The organism is Actinomadura geliboluensis, assembly GCF_005889745.1.
Taxonomy (GTDB): Bacteria; Actinomycetota; Actinomycetes; order Streptosporangiales; family Streptosporangiaceae; genus Spirillospora; species Spirillospora geliboluensis.
Map to the genome: position 1 here is coordinate 1 of NZ_VCKZ01000175.1, position 17,661 is coordinate 17,661.

16 protein-coding genes are annotated in these 17,661 nt (G+C 73.8%); 9 read left to right on the forward strand and 7 right to left on the reverse strand.

Features of this window, described 5'->3' with window-relative positions; genetic code table 11:
- The coding region (locus ETD96_RS22870; RefSeq protein WP_138638521.1) for a S1C family serine protease at positions 1-467 on the forward strand (467 nt) is incomplete at its 5' end.
- Positions 468-498: 31 nt separating this feature from the next.
- On the opposite strand, the gene ETD96_RS22875 is transcribed toward ETD96_RS22870, so the two are convergent.
- Positions 499-1,437 carry a helix-turn-helix domain-containing protein gene (locus tag ETD96_RS22875; protein ID WP_138638522.1) on the reverse strand — a complete coding sequence of 313 codons (939 nt, stop codon included), beginning with the start codon at positions 1,435-1,437 and terminating at the stop codon, positions 499-501.
- Positions 1,438-1,538: 101 nt separating this feature from the next.
- On the opposite strand from ETD96_RS22875, the gene ETD96_RS22880 reads away from it, so the two are divergent.
- The gene (locus ETD96_RS22880; RefSeq protein ID WP_138638523.1) at positions 1,539-2,567 is read left to right on the forward strand and encodes a saccharopine dehydrogenase family protein; all 1,029 of its coding nucleotides are present in this window, start codon (positions 1,539-1,541) and stop codon (positions 2,565-2,567) included.
- Here the strand turns inward: ETD96_RS22880 and ETD96_RS22885 are convergent.
- Together ETD96_RS22885 and ETD96_RS22890 are read right to left on the reverse strand one after the other, a co-directional pair.
- Positions 2,561-3,022, reverse strand: a complete 462-nt coding sequence (locus ETD96_RS22885) for a GNAT family N-acetyltransferase (protein ID WP_138638524.1) — start codon at positions 3,020-3,022, stop codon at positions 2,561-2,563. The genes ETD96_RS22880 and ETD96_RS22885 overlap by 7 nt on opposite strands.
- Positions 3,023-3,074: 52 nt before the next feature.
- A complete protein-coding gene (locus ETD96_RS22890; protein ID WP_138638525.1) occupies positions 3,075-3,962 on the reverse strand; it encodes a LysR family transcriptional regulator in 888 nt (295 codons plus the stop codon).
- Between the two features lie 119 nt (positions 3,963-4,081).
- On the opposite strand from ETD96_RS22890, the gene ETD96_RS22895 reads away from it, so the two are divergent.
- The 4 genes from ETD96_RS22895 (at position 4,082) to ETD96_RS22910 (ending at position 8,365) form a co-directional block, all read left to right on the forward strand.
- Positions 4,082-4,588, forward strand: a complete 507-nt coding sequence (locus ETD96_RS22895) for a nuclear transport factor 2 family protein (RefSeq protein WP_138638526.1) — start codon at positions 4,082-4,084, stop codon at positions 4,586-4,588.
- Between the two features lie 83 nt (positions 4,589-4,671).
- The gene (htpG, locus tag ETD96_RS22900; RefSeq protein ID WP_138638527.1) at positions 4,672-6,552 is read left to right on the forward strand and encodes a molecular chaperone HtpG; all 1,881 of its coding nucleotides are present in this window, start codon (positions 4,672-4,674) and stop codon (positions 6,550-6,552) included.
- A 59-nt stretch (positions 6,553-6,611) separates the two neighbouring features.
- Positions 6,612-7,274, forward strand: a complete 663-nt coding sequence (locus ETD96_RS22905; RefSeq protein ID WP_138638528.1) for a response regulator transcription factor — start codon at positions 6,612-6,614, stop codon at positions 7,272-7,274.
- The gene (locus tag ETD96_RS22910) at positions 7,271-8,365 is read left to right on the forward strand and encodes a sensor histidine kinase (RefSeq protein ID WP_138638529.1); all 1,095 of its coding nucleotides are present in this window, start codon (positions 7,271-7,273) and stop codon (positions 8,363-8,365) included. The genes ETD96_RS22905 and ETD96_RS22910 overlap by 4 nt, the downstream gene beginning before the upstream one ends.
- A gap of 22 nt (positions 8,366-8,387) precedes the next feature.
- Here the strand turns inward: ETD96_RS22910 and ETD96_RS22915 are convergent, their stop codons facing one another.
- Both ETD96_RS22915 and ETD96_RS22920 read right to left on the reverse strand, forming a co-directional pair.
- Complete coding sequence (locus tag ETD96_RS22915) at positions 8,388-10,700, reverse strand: ABC transporter permease (protein ID WP_138638530.1); 2,313 nt, start codon at positions 10,698-10,700, stop codon at positions 8,388-8,390.
- A complete protein-coding gene (locus tag ETD96_RS22920; protein ID WP_240808044.1) occupies positions 10,685-11,398 on the reverse strand; it encodes an ABC transporter ATP-binding protein in 714 nt (237 codons plus the stop codon). Before ETD96_RS22920 ends, ETD96_RS22915 begins: the two co-directional genes overlap by 16 nt.
- A gap of 69 nt (positions 11,399-11,467) precedes the next feature.
- On the opposite strand from ETD96_RS22920, the gene ETD96_RS22925 reads away from it, so the two are divergent.
- Both ETD96_RS22925 and ETD96_RS22930 read left to right on the forward strand, forming a co-directional pair.
- Positions 11,468-12,841 carry an FAD-binding oxidoreductase gene (locus tag ETD96_RS22925; RefSeq protein WP_138638532.1) on the forward strand — a complete coding sequence of 458 codons (1,374 nt, stop codon included), beginning with the start codon at positions 11,468-11,470 and terminating at the stop codon, positions 12,839-12,841.
- 16 nt (positions 12,842-12,857) lie between these two features.
- Positions 12,858-14,408: an acetolactate synthase large subunit gene (locus ETD96_RS22930; protein WP_138638533.1), complete on the forward strand. Its 1,551-nt coding sequence runs from the start codon at positions 12,858-12,860 to the stop codon at positions 14,406-14,408.
- 17 nt (positions 14,409-14,425) lie between these two features.
- Here ETD96_RS22930 and ETD96_RS22935 read toward each other — a convergent pair whose 3' ends face one another.
- The gene (locus tag ETD96_RS22935; protein WP_138638534.1) at positions 14,426-15,568 is read right to left on the reverse strand and encodes an acyl-CoA dehydrogenase family protein; all 1,143 of its coding nucleotides are present in this window, start codon (positions 15,566-15,568) and stop codon (positions 14,426-14,428) included.
- A 78-nt stretch (positions 15,569-15,646) separates the two neighbouring features.
- Here ETD96_RS22935 and ETD96_RS22940 point away from each other — a divergent pair, with 78 nt between their 5' ends.
- Positions 15,647-16,348, forward strand: coding sequence for a MerR family transcriptional regulator (locus ETD96_RS22940; protein WP_138638535.1), 702 nt, complete (start codon positions 15,647-15,649; stop codon positions 16,346-16,348).
- Here the strand turns inward: ETD96_RS22940 and ETD96_RS22945 are convergent.
- A partial coding sequence (locus ETD96_RS22945; RefSeq protein WP_138638536.1) for a polyamine aminopropyltransferase occupies positions 16,345-17,661 on the reverse strand: 1,317 nt, incomplete at its 5' end. The two genes, ETD96_RS22940 and ETD96_RS22945, sit on opposite strands and share 4 nt — an antisense overlap.

Genomic DNA, 17,661 nt, shown 5'->3' on the forward strand with positions numbered 1-17,661 from the left:
CGCTGAACCCCGGCAACTCCGGCGGCGCGCTCGCCGACTCCCGCGGCCGGGTCGTGGGGGTCAACACCGCCGTCGCCGGGTTCGGGCTCGGCCTGGCGGTGCCGATCAACGCGACCACGCGCCGGATCATCGGCGCGCTGATCCGCGACGGGCGGGTCCGCCGCGCGTTCCTCGGGCTGGTCGCGGCGCCCGTCCCGGTCCCGGCGGTGCTGCGGCCCCGGATCGGGCAGGACGAGGCGCTGCGCGTGGTGGAGGTCGTGCCGGGCAGCCCCGCCGACCGGGCCGGGCTGCGGCGCGGCGACCTGGTCCTGACCGCCGGCGGCGCGCCGGTCTCGCAGGCCCAGTCGCTGCAGAAGCTGATGTTCGCCGACGCGATCGGCCGGCCGCTGCCCATCACCGTCCTGCGCAACGGCGCGATGGTCGACGTCATCGCCGCCCCCGTCGAGCTCGACGCCGAGCACGCCTGACCCGCCCGGCCGAGGACCCGCGCGGCCGGGGTCAGCGGCCGCGGAAGGTGGCGCGGTAGGCGGTGGGCGCGACGCCGACCGCCGCCTGCAGGTGCCGGCGCAGCGACGCCGCCGTCCCGAACCCGGCGCGCTCGGCGATCCGGTCGACCGGCAGGTCGGTCTCCTCCAGCAGCCGCCGTGCCCGCTCCACCCGCTGCGCCGTCAGCCACACCTGCGGCGACACGCCGGTCTCCTGCCGGAACCGGCGGGTGAAGGTCCGGACGCTCATCGACGCCCGCGCCGCCATGTCCGCCAGCGTCACCGGCCCGTCCAGGTTCCGTAGCGCCCACGCCCGCGCGGGCCCGGTCGACGCCCGCCGCGTCTCGGGCACCGGCCGGGCGATGAACTGGGCCTGGCCGCCGTCGCGGTGCGGCGGGACGACCAGGCGGCGGGCGACCGTGTTCGCGATCGCGGAGCCGTGGTCGAGGCGGACGAGGTGCAGGCACAGGTCCATCGCGGCGGCCTTGCCCGCCGAGGTGAGCACGGTGCCGTTGTCGACGTAGAGGACGTCCGGGTCCACGTCCACCCGGGGGTGCCGGGCGGCGAGGTCGGCGGTGTGCGCCCAGTGGGTGGTCGCGCGCCTGCCGTCCAGCAGACCGGCGGCGGCCAGCACGAACGCGCCCGTGCACAGCGAGGCGACGCGCGCGCCCGCCTCGTGGGCCGCGCGCACCGCGTCGACGAGGTCGGCGGGCGGCTCGACGTCGGTGTCCGCCCAGCCCGGGACGATCACGGTGTCGGCGTGCCGGAGCCGGTCGAGGCCGTGGTCGGGCTCCAGCCGGAACCGTCCGACCCGGACGGCGCCGGAGCCGCAGACGGTCAGGTCGTACCAGGGGACGGTGACGCCGGCGGGGGCGGCGGCGAACACCTCGTGCGCCAGCGACAGCTCGAAGTGCAGCATGCCGTCGGTGACGGCCAGCGCGACCGATCTCATGTCCGGAATTGTACGGGTCATGGCGTTCCAGACACTCACGGTCGGATGACCGTCCTCGCCAGGATGGTCCCGACAGACCGGATGAGGACGAAGGAGACCCCATGGCATCGGGGCAGCTGGTGGCGGTGTACGGCGCTTACGGGCACACCGGGCGGTTCGTGGTGGCGGAGCTGCGGGAGCGCGGGTTCGTCCCGGTCCTGTCCGGCCGCGACGCGGGCAAGCTGGAGAAGGCGGCGGCCGAGACCGGTCTGGAGGCGCGTCCCGCGTCGGTGGACGACCCGGCCGCGCTCGACCGCGCGCTCGCCGGCGCGGCGGCCGTGGTCAACTGCGCCGGCCCGTTCGCCGTGACGGCCGCCCCGGTGATCGAGGCGGCCCTGCGCGCCGGGATCCCGTACGTGGACGTCGCGGCCGAGATCGAGGCCAACGCCGACACGTTCGCCCGGTTCGCCGACCGCGCCCGTGAGGCCGGGGCCGTGGTCGTCCCCGCGATGGCCTTCTACGGCGGCCTCGGCGACCTGCTGGCCACCGCCGCCATGGGCGACTGGACGGCGGCCGACGAGGCGCACGTCGCCTACGGGCTGAGCGGCTGGCATCCGACCGCCGGGACGCGCGCGGCGGGCGCGGTCTCGCACGCGCGGCGGGACGGCCGGCGCGTCCGGTACGCGAACGGGCGGCTGGAGTACCGCCGCGACGACCCGCCCGCGCTGGAGTGGGCGTTCCCCGCGCCGATGGGACCCCGGGACGTCATCGGGGAGTTCACGATGGCCGACGTCGTGACCGTCCCCAGCCACCTGGCGATCCCCGAGGTGACGACCTACATGACGGTCGAGGCGGCGCGGGACATGGCGAACCCCGACACCCCGGCGCCCGTCGCGGCCGACGAGAACGGGCGGTCGGCGCAGACGTTCCTCGTCGACGTGGTCGTGCGCTCCGGCGGCCGTGAGCGGCGCGCCGTGGCGACCGGCCGCGACATCTACGCCGTCACCGCGCCGCTGGCGGTGGAGGCGGTCGCGCGGGTCCTCACCGGGCGGACCCGCACCACCGGCGTCGCCTCCGCCGGGGAGATGTTCGACGCCGCCGACTTCCTCCGCGCGCTCGCCCCGCACATCTCCCTTGAGCTGGATCAGTAGCCGAGCGCCTTGGTCATGAAGACGCTGTTCGGGTCGGGGCCGTAGTCGGCGAAGGGCCCGCAGTAGGCGAAGCCGAACTTCTCGTAGAGCCTGCGCGCGGGGAGGAAGAACTCGTCCGCGCCGGTCTCCAGGCTCAGCCGGGTGAAGCCCCTCCGCTCGGCCTCGGCGATGATGTGCGCGAGCAGCCCGGACGCGATGCCGCTCCGCTTGCGCGCCGCGGACGTGCGCATCGACTTCAGTTCGGCGTGGGAGACGTCCAGGCTCTTGAGCGCGCCGCAGCCCACGACGGCGTCGCCGTCCAGCGCCGTCCAGAAGGTGACGTCGGGCTTGCGCAGCGCTTCGAGGTCGAGGGCGTGGACGCTCTCCAGCGGCGTGACGGTCCGCATCTCGCGGAGGTGCTCGGCCAGGAACTCCGCGACCTGCGGCCCGGTCAGGTCGTCAACGACGATTCTCATCTCGCGTTCTCCTCGCCGTCGGAGATGTCGTACCGGGTCATTCTTGCGTGCGTCAGTCAAGGAGGTCTTGGGCGGCCTCGGCGAAGGCGCGGACGCGTGCGGTCTCGCCGCCGGTCCGCCACAGCAGGCCCCAGTCGATGGGCGGGGCGTCGTCGAAGGGGACGTAGGCGACGTCGGGGCGGGCGTGGTAGCGCCTGACGTGCGCGCCGACCGGGAAGACGCCCGCGCCCGCGCCGATGAGGGTGAGCATCTCGCCGAACGTGGCGACCGCCGGGCCGGGCGCGATCGGACGCCCGGACGGTGTGGCGGCCGGGCTGCGGTCATGGCGGAGGGACGCCGACACGGTGTCGGGGTACCGCAGGACGGCGACCCGCGCCAGATCCTCCAGGGAGACCGAGGTCCGGCGCGCGAAGGGGTGCCCGGCGGGGACGGCGAGCATCCGCGCCTCCGACACCATCACGGGACCGGCGGCGATGCCGGGCTCGTCGACGGGGAGGCACCCGAGGCCGACGTCGATCTCGCCGTCGCGCAGCCAGGGCACGAGGTCGCCCGGCCGCGCCTCGCGGAGCCGCACGTCGGTGTCGGGCAGGCGGCGGCGGAACAGCTCGGCGGCCCCGGCCAGCAGTTGCCCGCCCGCGGCGTCGGTGAAGGCCGCGTGGAGCAGGCCGGTCAGCCCGCGCCCGGTCTCCATGACCTCCTCGAACGCGGCGGTGACCCGCTCCCAGGCGGGGCGCAGGTCGTCGTACAGCCGCCGTCCCGCCGGGGTCAGCTCCACGCGGCGGCTCGTGCGGTCGAACAGCGCCACCCCGGCGCGGCGCTCCAGCTTGGCGATCGTCTGGCTGATCCGGGAGGTGGAGACGCGCAGCCGTCCGGCCGTCCGGCCGAAGTGCAGCTCCTCGGCGAGGGTGAGGAAGGACTCGATCTCGTGCCGCTCCAGCATGCGGCCCCTCCTCATCGTTAATTCACGCTTCACGATCGTTGCACAGGGCCGCGTTGATCGGCCGTCCGGCCCCGCGAAGAGTGGAGGGGTTCCTTCCTCTGACGTGCACGGGAGCAGACATGTACGTGATCGACCAGCAGGCGATGGCCGCTGCGGACGGCGACACCGACGCCGTGGTGCGGGAGCTGCGGGACCGGACCGAGATCGTGGACGCGCTCCACCGGTTCGCCCTCGGCCAGGACCTCAAGGACGCCGCGCTGTTCGCCTCCGCCTTCGCCGCCGACGCCGAACTCGACTTCCGTCCGGCGGCGGCCCGCTGGGGCGGGAACCCGCCGCTGATGGTGGGACGGGACACGATCGTCACCACCATCCTCGACTCGTTCACCGGCCGGGTGGACACCACCCACCAGGTCGCCAACCCGCGCATCGCCATAGACGGCGACACCGCGCGGCTCACCGCCCTGGTGGAGGCGCAGCACCTGCTCAGCGCGGACCACTCCACGTTCGCCCTCCTGAAGAACCCCTACGACGTCGAGCTGGTCCGGGACGGGCAGCGCTGGGTCGTGCGGCGGATGCGCATCGGCAACACCTGGTACCGCGGCGACCCCGCCGCGATCTTCGGGTGACGCTCCGGCGGAATGGTTGACCGGGTCGGGCGGCATTTCTATTCTGATGGGTTGTCCGAAAGGCGTTGACCAGGAGGGAAACGGTGACTCTGCCGGCGGAGGAGACGTTCAGCTTCCAGGCCGAGGCGGCCCAGATCCTCGATCTGATGGCCAATTCGCTCTACAGCGACAAGGAGATATTCCTCCGCGAGCTGATCTCCAATGCGTCCGATGCGATCGACCGGTTCCGGATCGAGCGGTACGCACATCCGGAGACCGCCGAGACGGAACCGGACGGGCCGGAAGCAGGCGGCGAGCCGCGGATCCGGGTCTCCTTCGACAAGGACGCCCGCACGATCACCGTCGCCGACGACGGCATCGGGATGAGCTGGCAGGAGGTCATCGACAACATCGGCACGATCGCCCGGTCCGGCACCGCGGAGTTCCTCCGCGCGCGCAGCGGCGACGGGCGCGGCGACACGGCGCTGATCGGGCAGTTCGGCGTCGGCTTCTACGCCGCGTTCATCGTCGCGGACCGGGTGACGCTGACGACCCGCCGTGCCGGGCTGCCGGCGGCGGAGGGCGTGCGCTGGTCGTCGGAGGGCAAGGGCGGGTACACGCTGGAGCCCGTGGAGCGCGCCGAGCGCGGCACGACGATCGTCCTGCACCTGCGCGAGGGCGAGGACGAGCTGCTCAGCGAGTACCGGCTGCGTTCCATCATCAAGCGGTACTCCGACCACATCGGCCGCCCGATCCTGCTGGGCGACGACGACACCCCGGTCAACCAGGCCACGGCCCTGTGGGCGCGTCCGAAAAGCGAGCTCAAGCAGCAGGACTACAACGACTTCTACCGGCAGCTCACGAACGATTTCACCGACCCGCTCGCGTACGTCCACGCGAAGGTGGAAGGCCGGTTCGAGTACACGCTGCTGCTGTTCGTCCCGTCGCAGGCCCCGTACGACCTGTGGCTCGCGCAGGCGATCCAGGGCGTGCGGCTCCACGTGCAGCGCGTCTTCATCCTGGAGGACACCGACCGGCTGATGCCGCGGTACCTGCGGTTCGTGCGCGGCGTCATCGACTCCGCCGACCTGCCGCTGAACGTCTCCCGGGAGATCCTCCAGGGCGGCCAGGCCATGGACCACATCCGGTCGAGCGCGGTCAAGCGGGTGCTCCGGCTGCTCAAGGACATGGCCGACGGCGAGCCCGAGAAGTACGCGGCCTTCTGGAAGGAGTTCGGCGCCACCCTGAAGGAGGGGATCCCCGAGGACCCCGCCCACCGGGACGACATCGCGGCGCTGCTGCGGTTCACCACCACCGGCGGCGACGGCGTCTCGCTCGCCGACTACACGTCCCGCATGAAGGACGGCCAGGACAAGATCTACTACCTGCTGGCCCCCGGCATGTCGGACGCCGCGTCCAGCCCGCACCTGGAGGCGTTCCGGGAGAAGGGCATCGAGGTGCTGCTGCTGGACGACGCCGTGGACACCTTCGTGGTCACCGCCCTGCCGGAGTTCGACGGGAAGCGGCTGCAGTCGGTCGCGCAGGGCTCCCCCGACTTCGGCGGACTGGAGGACGAGGCCGACAAGGAGGCCGCCGAGCAGGCCGGCGCCGACTACGCCGACCTCCTCGGCAAGCTCAAGGAGCACCTGGACGGCAGGGCCGTGGACGTGCGCGTGACCAGCCGCCTCACCACCTCCCCCGCCTGCATCGTCGGGGACGGGCCGGAGAACGACTTCACCCTCGCGCAGCGGATGCGCGGGTCGGGCCTGCCGAGCCGGCCGGTCCTGGAGATCAACCCGCGGCATCCGCTGGTCGAGCGGCTCAACGGCGGGCAGGACGACCCGCGCCTGGCCGACTGGGCGCACCTCCTGTTCGACCAGGCCGTCCTCACCTGCGGCGCCCGCATCGACGAGCCGGGCGCGTTCGTCGGCCGCCTCAACGACCTCCTCGTGTCCCTGACGACGGAGGCGCCCGAGACGACCTAGCCGTCCGAGCCGTCCGGACGTTAACCGCGGCCTTATCGGGGGTCTGCGGGAATGGGACGATGCGGATTCTCGTGGCCGAGGACGAGCGGTTCCTGGCCGATCTGGTCGCCGAGGGGCTGCGGAAGCGGGCGATGGCCGTCGACGTCGCCTACGACGGGGACGGGGCCCTGGAGCGGCTCGCGGTCAACGACTACGACGTGCTCGTCCTCGACCGCGACCTGCCGCGCGTCCACGGCGACGCGATCTGCCGTGAGCTGGCGCAGCGGGGCGCGGCCGTCCGCATCCTGATGCTGACGGCGTCGGGCGCGGTGCACGAGCGGGTCGACGGGCTGAACCTCGGGGCCGACGACTACCTCGCCAAGCCGTTCGCGTTCGACGAGCTGGCGGCGCGGGTCAAGGCGCTGGCGCGGCGGAACGCCCCGCCGCTGCCGCCGGTGCTGGAGCACGCCGGGATCACCCTGGACACGGCGCGGCGGGAGGTGTTCCGGGACGGGCGCCCGGTGCCGCTGTCCCGCAAGGAGTACGCGGTGCTGGAGGTGCTGATGCAGGCGCGCGGCACGGTCGTCAGCACGGAGGCTCTGCTGGAGCGGGCCTGGGACGAGCACACCGACCCGTTCACGACGGTGGTGAAGGTGACGATGAGCAAGCTGCGCGCCAAGCTCGGCGGGCCGCCCGTCATCGTGACCGTGCCGGGAAGCGGGTACCGGCTGTGCGGCCGATGACCGTCCGGGCGCGGATGACGCTCCTGTACGGCGGGCTCTTCACCGTCATCACGCTGGGCGTGCTGGGCGCGGTGCTGTGGATCCAGACGAGGATCGTGAACGACCGGGTGCAGGACGTCCCGTTCCCGGCCGATCCGATCGCGTCCGGAGAGGTCGACGGCCGGAAGCGGATCATCGGGCAGGAGCAGTTCCAGGAGAGCCTGGTCGGGTCGCAGCAGCTCGTCATCCTGACCGCCATCGCGGTGATCGTGGTGCTGGCGTTCGCGGTGTCGTGGTGGCTCACCGGGCGGCTGCTGCGGCCGCTGCACCGCATCACCGGCACCGCGCGCCGGCTGTCGCTGTCCACCCTGCACGAGCGGATCGCGCTGGACGGCCCGCGGGACGAGCTGAGGCAGCTCGCCGACACCTTCGACGCGATGCTCGACCGGCTGGAGCGGGCGGCCGACAGCCAGCGCCGGTTCGTCGCCAACGTCTCGCACGAGCTGCGCACGCCGCTCGCCGTCCAGCGGACCGCGATCGAGGTGGGGCTGGCCGACCCGTCGCCGGAGCGGCTCGCCGTGGTCCGGGCGGAGATGCTGCGCAACACGCGGCGGTCGGAGCGGCTGATCGAGGGGCTGCTCGTCCTGGCGCAGGGCGAGCGCGGGCTCGACCGGCGCGACCCGGTCGATCTGGCGGCGGTCGTCGGGCAGGTCGCCGGGGAGAACCTCGCGTCCGCCGAGCGCGCGGGGGTCGCCGTGACCGCCGACACGCGGCCCGTCACCGTCGCCGGGGACGAGGTGCTGCTCGCCCGCATGGTCGCCAACCTGGTGCAGAACGCGATCCGCTACAACCATCGCGGCGGGACCGTCCGGGTGGAGCTGCGCGACGGGGAGCTGACCGTCGCGAACACCGGGCCGCACGTCCCGCCGGACGAGGTGGACGGGCTGTTCGAGCCGTTCCGGCGGCTGGCCGGCGAGCGGACGGGCTCGGACGGCGGCGCAGGGCTCGGGCTGTCGATCGTCGCCGCCATCGTCCAGGCCCACGGCGGGACGGTGACGGCCGCGGCCAACCCGGACGGCGGGCTGACCGTGGCCGTCGCCTTCCCCTCCTGAGCCCCTCCTGACCGCTTCCTGATCACTCGCTGCGGAGCACGGTGGCGGTGCGGGTCGCGGCGGCCCGCCCGGCGGGCGCCCACGCGCCGAGGACGGCGACGAGCACCCCGGCGCAGGCCGGCGGCAGCAGCAGCGTCCAGCCGTAGACGTGGATCCACGCCGCCGCCATCCCGCTGCTGAGCATCTCGCCGGTGAGCATGACGACACCGTGATGCGCCAGGACGCCCAGCGGGGCCCCGAGCGCGCCCGCGACGACCCCCAGCGCGGCCATGGACGTCACCATCATGAGGACGACCTGACGCGGCGCCATCCCCACGGCCTTCAGGACGCCCAGATCCCGGCTCCGCTCCCGGGCGTTCAGCAGCACGCTGTTGAGGACGCCCAGCGCCGCCGCCGTACAGATGATCAGCGAGAACAGCACGAACAGGCCGTCGAAGACCGCGCGGCCGCCGAGGTCGGGCTCGGTGGGCTCGGCGAACAGGCCGCTGGAGGCCCCGGCCGTGTTAATGCGCTCGGCGTAGGCGGCCGGGTCCGTCCCCGGCGTCACGATCACCGCGTACGGGCGCGGTTCGGGCCCCTCCCGGACGTCCGGGAGGCTCGCGGCGTCGAGCATCAGCCGGGTGGTGTCGGAGTGCGCGAAGGAGCCGACGATGCGCACGGCGGCCTTCGTCCCGTCCGCCTGGAGGGTGAGGGTGTCGCCCACGTCCAGGTCGTGGAGCCGCAGGAACGCCTCCGTCACCACCAGCTCGCCGCGTCCCGTGAACCAGCGCCCGCGGACGAGACCGTCGCCGAGGAACGGGCGGTAGTCGCCGCTGTAAGTCTCCGCGACCAGCCCCGACGGGAGCCCGGCGACCCGCACCGGCTGCGGACGGAACGACATCACGTGAGCGGTGCCCGGCTGCGCCTTCAGCAGCGCCGTCACCTGCGCCTGGGACAGGTTCACCGATCCCTGGCGGTGCGGGTCGACGCCCACGTTGACGGACGTGTGCCCCTCGGTGTCCGCCGTGAGGATCATCGAGACCGTCTGGTGGAGGCCGAAGCCCATGGTCACCGCCGTCACGCCGAGGCAGAGGCCCGCGAGGGTGAGCGCCGACCTGGCGGGCCGGGCGACCGGCAGGCTCAGCCCGAGGCCGACCGGGGCGGGCAGCCGGGTGCGGGCCAGCCACCGCTGCGCCCGCCGGCCCCGTCCGCCGCGCGACACGGTCCCGGCGCTGATCGCCTGGGCCGCCGGGAGCCGACCGGCCCGCAGCGCCGGGACGAGCGCGGCCAGGGCGACGAGCGCGAGCACGCAGCCGCCCGCCAGGACGTCCGGCAGGAGGCCGGCGCCGCCCGCGGACGGCAGCTCGAACCCGGCGGCCAGGTCGCCCGCGACCCGCGCGGCGAGCAGGTGCCCGGCCGCGAGGCCCGCCGCGCAGCCGAGCAGCGCGGGCGGCGCGATCATCCCGAGGTACACGCCGACCACCTGCGCCGGGGTGAAGCCGATCGCCTTCAGTACGCCGATGCGCCGGAACCCCGCGACGACCGCGCCGCTGACCACGTTGCCGATGATGAACACCGCGACGGCCATGGCGAGCGCCCCGAAGACCGTGATGAACGGGATCAGCTCGTTGAAGTCCTCCTCGAACGCCTTCTCGGTCTCCAGGTAGGACGCATGGTCCCGCATCGTCAGCCCGGCCGTCGCCGTCGCCAGGCTCTCCCGGATCTCGGACGCGTCGCCCGCGCGGTCGAACCGGTAGAGCATCTGCAGGCCGTCCGGGCGGAGGGCGCCGATCTGGGCGGGCGTCACCCAGCCGTCCGCCCCGCCCGTCACCGAGCTGGCGAAGCCCACGATCTTGAGCGGCGGCAGCCCCGGCGACGCGACGGTGCCGCCGAGTCGCACGGGGCCTCCCGGCCCGCCCCGCAGCACGATCTCGCCGGGGGCGCGGACCCACCGTCCCGAGGTGATCGTCAGCTTGTCCACCGGGCCGCCGGGGTCGGCGCGGCCCGCGACGAGGAGGCCGTCGCCGCCGACGCGCCGCGGGCCCGTCCCCGGACCCGGCGGCAGCACCGCCGTCCGGAACGGGCCGGCCGCAGCGGCGACCCCGGACGCCCGCGCGGTCGCCGCGACCCGGTCGGCGCTCACCGCTCCGGCGTCGAAGGCCACGGTCGCGTGCGCGCCGCGCGCCTGCGCGAACGCGTCGGCGAACAGCGAGTTCGACGCGCTGAGCAGGCCGAGCCCGAACACGAGCGTCGCCGTGGACAGCGCGACGACGACCGCGATGCTGACCGCCTGCACCCGGCGGCGCCGCACCCCCGCGCGCGACGCCGCCCACACGGCGCTCAGCGGGCGGCCCACGGCTCGCTCCTCTCCAGCGCCGCCTCGCGGACGATCCGGCCGTCGCGGAACTCCACCAGCCGGGTCGCGCACCGGGTCGCGAGCGCCTCGTCGTGGGTGACGAGCAGCAGCGTCTGGCCGCGCCGGTTGAGGTCGAGGAGCAGGCCCGCGACCTGCTCGCCGGTGCCGCTGTCGAGGGCGCCGGTCGGCTCGTCCGCGAGCAGCAGCGCGGGACGGTTCATCAGCGCGCGCGCCACACCGACACGCTGCCGCTCCCCGCCGCTCAGCACCGCCGGGTAGGCGTCCCGGCGGGCGGCGATGCCGAGCTCGTCCAGCAGCTCCACCGCCCGCGCCCGCGCCTTGCGGCCGGGGACGCCCGCGAGCCGCCCGGCCAGCGCGACGTTCTCCAGCACGGGCAGGTCGTCGAGCAGGTTGAAGAACTGGAAGACCATCCCGATCCGGCGGCGCCGGTACCGCGCCAGCGCGGCCTCGCCCATCCCGGTGAGGTCCTCGCCGTTCACCTCCACCGTCCCGGACGTCGGGCGGTCCAGGCCCGCGACCATGTTGAGCAGCGTCGACTTCCCGCTGCCGGACGGCCCCATCACCGCGACGGACTCGCCCGCGCCGATCTCCAGGTCCACCCCGTCCAGCGCGGCGACCTCACCGAATGCCTTGCGCACGGCGCCGAGCCGTACGACCGTTTCGTCAAGTGCGTTCACGCGGCAAACCTGGCAGCCGCGAGGTTTCCGCGAGGTGAGCGCCGGAACCTTTCCCGGTGGGAGGGAAGCATGGCGGATGTCCGGACGGCGCTGAGCGAGGCGGTCGGCGACGAGCATGTCCTGTCGGGCGAGGCGGTGCCCCTGGACTACGGGCGGGACGAGTCGCTGGGCGTCGCCCCGGTGCCGCCCGACTGGCTGGTGCGGCCGGCGGACGCCGCGCAGGTCGCGGCGGTGCTGCGGGTCGCCACCGCGCACCGGCTCCCGGTCACGGCGCGCGGCTCCGGGACGGGCCTGTCGGGCGCCGCCGTGCCGCGCCCCGGCGGGCTGGTCGTGTCGTTCGAGCGGATGAACCGCATCCTGGAGATCGACACCGGCGGGCAGGTCGCGGTGGTGCAGCCCGGCGTCACCCTCGCCGAACTCGACGAGGCGACCGCCGCCGAGGGCCTCGTCTACCCGATCTTCCCCGGCGAGGGCGGCGCCAGCATCGGCGGGACGGTCGCGACGAACGCGGGCGGCATGCACGCGGTGAAGGAGGGCGTGACCCGGCACCACGTCCTCGGCCTGGAGGCGGTGCTCCCCACCGGCGAGGTGATCCGGACGGGCGGCCGGTACGTGAAGACGTCCACCGGCTACGACCTGACGCAGCTCATCGTGGGGTCGGAGGGCACCCTCGCCCTCGTCACGGAGGTGACGCTGCGGCTGCGGCCCCGGCTGCCGCACCGCGCCGGGGTGCTCGCGCCGTTCCCCGGCACCGAGTCGGTCACCGCGGCCGTGCCCCGGCTGACCGGCGGCGGCCTCGACCCGCTCGTGCTGGAGTACGTGGACCTCATCGCGATGGCGGCGATCACGCAGAACGCCGGGCTGGACCTCGGGGTGCCGGAGAGCGTCCGCGCCGCCGCCGGCGCCTACCTGCTGGTCGTGCTGGAGAACCGGTCGGCGGAGCGGCTGGACGAGGACGTCCAGACGCTCGGGGAGGAGCTGGCCGAACTGGGCGCCGCCGACGCCTACGTCCTGCGCGGCGAGCCCCTCAAGAAGCTGGTCACGGCCCGCGAGAAGGCGTTCTGGGCGGCGCGGAACGCCGGCGCCAACGCGATCGTGGACGCCGTCGTGCCGCGCGCCGCGCTCGCCCGCTTCTTCGAGGCCGTCCCCGCCATCGCCGGGCGGCACGGCGCACTGATCGGCGGCTGCGGGCACGCGGGCGACGGCAACGTCCACCTGTCGGTGTTCCAGCCGGACGAGGAGGCGCTGACGCAGGTCATGGACGAGCTGCTCGCGGCGGCCGCCGACCTCGGTGGGACGATCAGCGGGGAGCACGGCATCGGCCGCGAGAAGATCCGCCACTTCCGCGCCCTGGAGGATCCAGCGAAGGTGGACCTGATGCGGCGGATCAAGAGATCCTTCGATCCGGACGGGATACTCAATCCGGGTGTCCTGTTCGGCTGACTCTTGGGAGGGGCGTATGAACGGCGCGCAGGCCATGGTGGGCACGCTGGCGGACGCCGGTGTCGGCGTCTGGTTCGCGAATCCGGGCACGTCCGAGCTGCATCTCGTCGCGGCGCTGGACGCCGAGCCGCGCGCCCGGGGCGTGCTGTGCCTGTTCGAGGGCGTCGCGACGGGCGCGGCCGACGGGTACGGGCGGATGGCCGCCGACCCCGCCGCCGTGCTGCTGCACCTCGGGCCGGGGCTCGGCAACGGGCTCGCCAACCTGCACAACGCGCGGCGCGCCGGAACGCCGATCGTCAACATCATCGGCGACCACGCCACGGGCCACCAGCAGTACGACGCGCCGCTCCAGTCTGACATCGCGGCCGTGGCCGGGTCGGTGTCGGCCTGGCTGGGGCGGCCGGTGAGCGCGGCGGAGGCCGGGAAGGCCGCGGCCGAGGCGGTCACGGCGGCGCGCGCGGGCGGTGTCGCCACGCTGATCGTGCCGTCCGACGTCGCCTGGTCGGACGGCGGCGCCACGGCCGCGGCGTCCCCCGCCCCTCCCCCGGAGCCGGTGCCGGGCGGCACGGTGGACCGGGCGGCGGCCGCGCTGACCGGCGGCGAGCCGTGCGTCCTGCTGATCGGCGGGGACGCGGCCCGGCGCGACGGGCTGGAGGCCGCCGGGCGCATCGCGGCGGCGACCGGGGCGCGGGTGCTGTGCGAGACGTTCCCGGCGCGGCTGGAGCGCGGCGCCGGCGTCACGGCGGTGGAGCGGCTCGCCTACCTCGGCGAGATGGCGGCGGCGCAGCTGGCGGGCGTCCGGCACATCGTGCTCGCGGGCGCGCGCCGTCCCGTGACGTTCTTCGCCTACCCGGACCTTCCCGGCGACCTGGTGCCGGACGGCTGCCAGGTGCACGACCTCGGCGCCGACGCGACCGGGGCGCTCACCGGGCTCGCCGACGCGATCGCGAAGGAGGCGCGCCCGGCCGTGCAGGTCGCGGCGCGGCCGGAGCTGCCGTCCGGGGCGCTGACCGGGGAGACCGCCGCCGCCGTCATCGGCGCGCTGCTGCCCGAGGGCGCGATCGTGTCGGACGAGGCGAACACGTCCGGGCTGTGGCTGCCCGGCGCGACGGCGGGCGCGCCGCCGCACGACTGGCTGTCGCTGACCGGCGGCGCGATCGGGCAGGGCCTGCCGGTCGCGACCGGCGCCGCGATCGCCTGCCCGGACCGCCCGGTCGTCTGCCTGGAGGCCGACGGCAGCGCCATGTACACGCTGTCGGCGCTGTGGACGCAGGCCAGGGAGGCCCTCGACGTCACGACCGTCGTGTTCAACAACGGCGCCTACGCGATCCTGTCGATGGAGACGACGCGGGTCGGCGCCGTCCCGGCCCCGCCGGAGGAGGGCACCATCACCCGCGACATGGTCGACCTGTCGCGGCCCGCGCTCGACTTCGTCGCGCTGGCGTCCGGGATGGGCGTCCCGGCGTCGCGCGCGCACACGGCCGAGGAGTTCGCGGCCCAGTTCGGCAAGGCGCTCGCCGAACCGGGCCCGCACCTCATCGAAGCGGTGGTGCCCCCGCTGGGCTGAGCCGGGCCGGCCGCCGGTCAGACGCCGAGGCCGCGCCCGATGATCTCCTTCATGATCTCGGTGGTGCCGCCGAAGATCGTCTGGATGCGGACGTCCTGGTACGCCTTCGCGATCGGGTACTCGGTCATGTACCCGTACCCGCCGTGGAGCTGGACGCAGCGGTCGACGACCCGCTTGAGCAGCTCGGTGTTCCACCACTTGAGCATGGCGGCCTCGTCGGCGGTCAGCTCACCCTTGCTCTCCTTGAGGATGCACTCGTCGGTGAAGGAGCGGGCGACCGTCAGCTCCGTCTTCATCTCGGCGAGCGTGAAGCGGTTGTGCTGGAACTTGCCGATCGGGCGGCCGAACGCCTCGCGGGTCTTGCAGTACTCGAGGGTCTGCTCGAAGGCGTCCTCGGCGGCGGCCATCGCGGTCGCGCCGATGGACAGCCGCTCGCGGGCGAGGTTGGTCATCAGGTAGGTGAAGCCCATGCCCTCCTCGCCGAGGAGGTTCGCCTTCGGGACGCGGACGTTGTCGAAGAACAGCTCGGCGGTGTCCTGCGCGTGCATGCCGACCTTGTCGAGGTTGCGGCCGCGCTCGAAGCCCGCCATGCCGCGCTCGACGACGAGGAGGCTGACGCCCTTCGCCCCGGCGGCCGGGTCGGTCTTCGCGACGACGATGACGAGGTCGGCGAGGATGCCGTTGGAGATGAACGTCTTCGACCCGTTGAGGACGTAGTCGTCGCCGTCCTTGACGGCGGTGGTCTTGATGCCCTGCAGGTCGGACCCGGCGGCGGGCTCGGTCATCGCGATCGCCGTGATGATCTCACCGGAGCAGTAGCCGGGGAACCACCGCTGCTTCTGTTCGTCCGTGCAGAGCTGGCGCAGGTAGCCGCCGTTGATGTCGTTGTGGACGGCGAAGCCGGGCCCGTGGATGCCGGCCTTCGCCAGCTCCTCGTTGAAGATGACGTAGTACCGGTAGTCGTCGTTGCCGCCGCCCCCGTACTCCTCCGGCATGTCGATGCCGAGCAGGCCCGCGCGGCCGGCCGCCAGCCACACCTCGCGCGAGACGATCCCGTCCTTCTCCCACTGCTCGTGGTGCGGCGCCGCCTCCTTGGCGATGAAGGAGCGCACCATGTCGCGGAAGGCCTCGTGCTCCTCGGTGTAGATGTCCCGTCCCATCCGGCGGTCTCCCTCAAGTAAGCGCGTGCTGATACACGATTAATGTAACACTGGTGCTGTCACATAGAGGGAGGCGGGATGGAGCTCACCGTCGACGAGCTGGCCTCGCGCGCCGGGGTCACCGTCCGCACCGTCCGGTTCTACGCCGGGCGCGGCCTGCTCCCCCCGCCCCGCCTGCGCGGGCGCACCGGCCTCTACGGCCCCGACCACCTCGCGCGGCTCGAACTCGTCCGGGAGCTCCAGTCGCTCGGGCTCACCCTCGCCTCCATCGAGAAGCACCTCAAGAAGATCCCCCTGGACGCCCCCGCCGAAGACCTCGCGCTCCAGCGCGCGCTGCTGTCGCCCTGGGCGCCGGAGCGTCCGGAGGACCTCGACCGGCACGAGCTCGACCGGCGGGCCGGGCGCCATCTCGACGACGCGACGATCAAGCGGCTGGCGGCGCTCGGCGTCGTCGAGCAGGTGTCGGAGGACGTCGTCCGGGTCGTCAGCCCCGCGCTGCTCGGGATCAGCGCCGAACTCGCCGCGCTGCCGATGCCGCTGGACACCCTGATCGCGTCCCATGAGGCCGTCGACCGGCACACGACCGCGCTGGCCGCCGAGCTCCAGCAGGTCTTCCAGGACACCGTCGTCCGGCCCTACCGGGAGGGCGGGCGCGCGCCGGAGGAGCGGGAGCGGCTGATGGAGATGGCCGGGAAGCTCAAGCCGCTGATGATCCAGTCGCTGGTGACGTCGTTCCAGCGGGCCGTCGACAAGGCGATCCGCCAGTCCGTCCCCGACTAGGCGTTCTTCCACTCCTGGCGCTCGTACTCCACGAGCCGCGGGTGGACGAGCGTGTTGACCTCGACGTCGCGGGCGCGGCGGTCCTTCGGGAACACCGTCGCGGCCCGGAGGAGCGGCTCGTCCACGAAACGCAGGTCGGGAGCGCCGGGCGCAAGCCTCGGCACCGGCTTCTCCCCCGCCGACGCGAGCACGTAGCCCCAGTCGCCGAAGCTGGGCACGTCCACGTGGTACGGGGTCGTCGCGAGGCCCGCCGCGGCGATCGACTTCTCGATGCTCCAGAACGACCTCGGCGCGAAGTACGGCGACCCCGACTGGACGACCATCCGCCCGCCCGGCGCCAGCACCCGCTTCACCATGCCGTAGAACTCGACCGAGTACAGCTTCGCAGTGGACACGTCGTCGGGGTCGGGCATGTCCACGACCACGGCGTCGAACCGCTGGTTCAGGCCGCGCAGCCACGAGAACGCGTCGGCGGCCACGATCTCGGCGCGGGGGTCGTCGAACGCGTGGCGGTTGAGGGACGCGATCGGCCCGTACGTCCGGGCCAGGTGCAGCATCTCCGGGTCGAGCTCGACCAGCGTCGCCGACCGGACGTCCTGGTAGCGGAGCACCTCGCGCAGCGCCAGGCCGTCCCCGCCGCCGAGGATCAGCACCCTGCCGTGCGGGCCCGACATCAGCGGGTGGACGAGCGACTCGTGGTACCGGTACTCGTCCACGGACGAGAACTGCAGGTCACCGTTCAGGAACAGCCGCATGTCCGTGCTGCCCGCCAGGGAGACGTCCTTCGTGATGACGATCTCCTGGTACTTGGTGCGCTTGGTCAGGGCGATCGGGTCGGCGTAGAGGGCCTGCCGCGCGGACACCTCGAAGCCGTCCGCCAGCGCGTACGTCCCGCAGAGGACGGCGAGGACCGCGACCATGCCGAGGCCCAGCGCGGCCTGCGCGACGCGCCCGATCTGGCGGCGGAACAGCCACAGCACGACGGCGATCCCGGCGACGGCGTTGACGACGCCGACGAGCAGCGCGCCCTTGATGTGCCCGAACGCCGGGAGCAGCAGGAACGGGAACGCCAGGCCGCCGATCAGCGCGCCGACGTAGTCGGCGGCGAACAGGTCGGCGACGGCGCTGCCCGCGTCCTGCTTCCTGATCCGCTGCAGCAGCGTCATCAGCAGCGGGATCTCCGCCCCGATCAGCGCGCCGACCGCGAACGCCACCACCACCAGCGCCGGGACGTACAGGTTGAGCCAGGCGAACGCCGCGTACAGCGCCAGCACCGACAGGCCGCCGACCAGCGCGAGCGCGCCCTCCACGAC

Excerpts from the sequence above, each read along its gene's own strand:
- ETD96_RS22880 (WP_138638523.1), top strand. The coding sequence starts at position 1,539 with ATGGCATCGGGGCAGCTGGTGGCGGTGTACGGCGCTTACGGGCACACC.
- ETD96_RS22890 (WP_138638525.1), bottom strand. The coding sequence starts at position 3,962 with ATGCTGGAGCGGCACGAGATCGAGTCCTTCCTCACCCTCGCCGAGGAG.
- ETD96_RS22940 (WP_138638535.1), top strand. The coding sequence starts at position 15,647 with ATGGAGCTCACCGTCGACGAGCTGGCCTCGCGCGCCGGGGTCACCGTC.
- ETD96_RS22925 (WP_138638532.1), top strand. The coding sequence starts at position 11,468 with ATGGCGGATGTCCGGACGGCGCTGAGCGAGGCGGTCGGCGACGAGCAT.
- ETD96_RS22935 (WP_138638534.1), bottom strand. The coding sequence starts at position 15,568 with ATGGGACGGGACATCTACACCGAGGAGCACGAGGCCTTCCGCGACATG.
- ETD96_RS22930 (WP_138638533.1), top strand. The coding sequence starts at position 12,858 with ATGAACGGCGCGCAGGCCATGGTGGGCACGCTGGCGGACGCCGGTGTC.
- ETD96_RS22910 (WP_138638529.1), top strand. The coding sequence starts at position 7,271 with ATGACCGTCCGGGCGCGGATGACGCTCCTGTACGGCGGGCTCTTCACC.
- ETD96_RS22875 (WP_138638522.1), bottom strand. The coding sequence starts at position 1,437 with ATGAGATCGGTCGCGCTGGCCGTCACCGACGGCATGCTGCACTTCGAG.
- ETD96_RS22895 (WP_138638526.1), top strand. The coding sequence starts at position 4,082 with ATGTACGTGATCGACCAGCAGGCGATGGCCGCTGCGGACGGCGACACC.
- ETD96_RS22885 (WP_138638524.1), bottom strand. The coding sequence starts at position 3,022 with ATGAGAATCGTCGTTGACGACCTGACCGGGCCGCAGGTCGCGGAGTTC.
- ETD96_RS22905 (WP_138638528.1), top strand. The coding sequence starts at position 6,612 with ATGCGGATTCTCGTGGCCGAGGACGAGCGGTTCCTGGCCGATCTGGTC.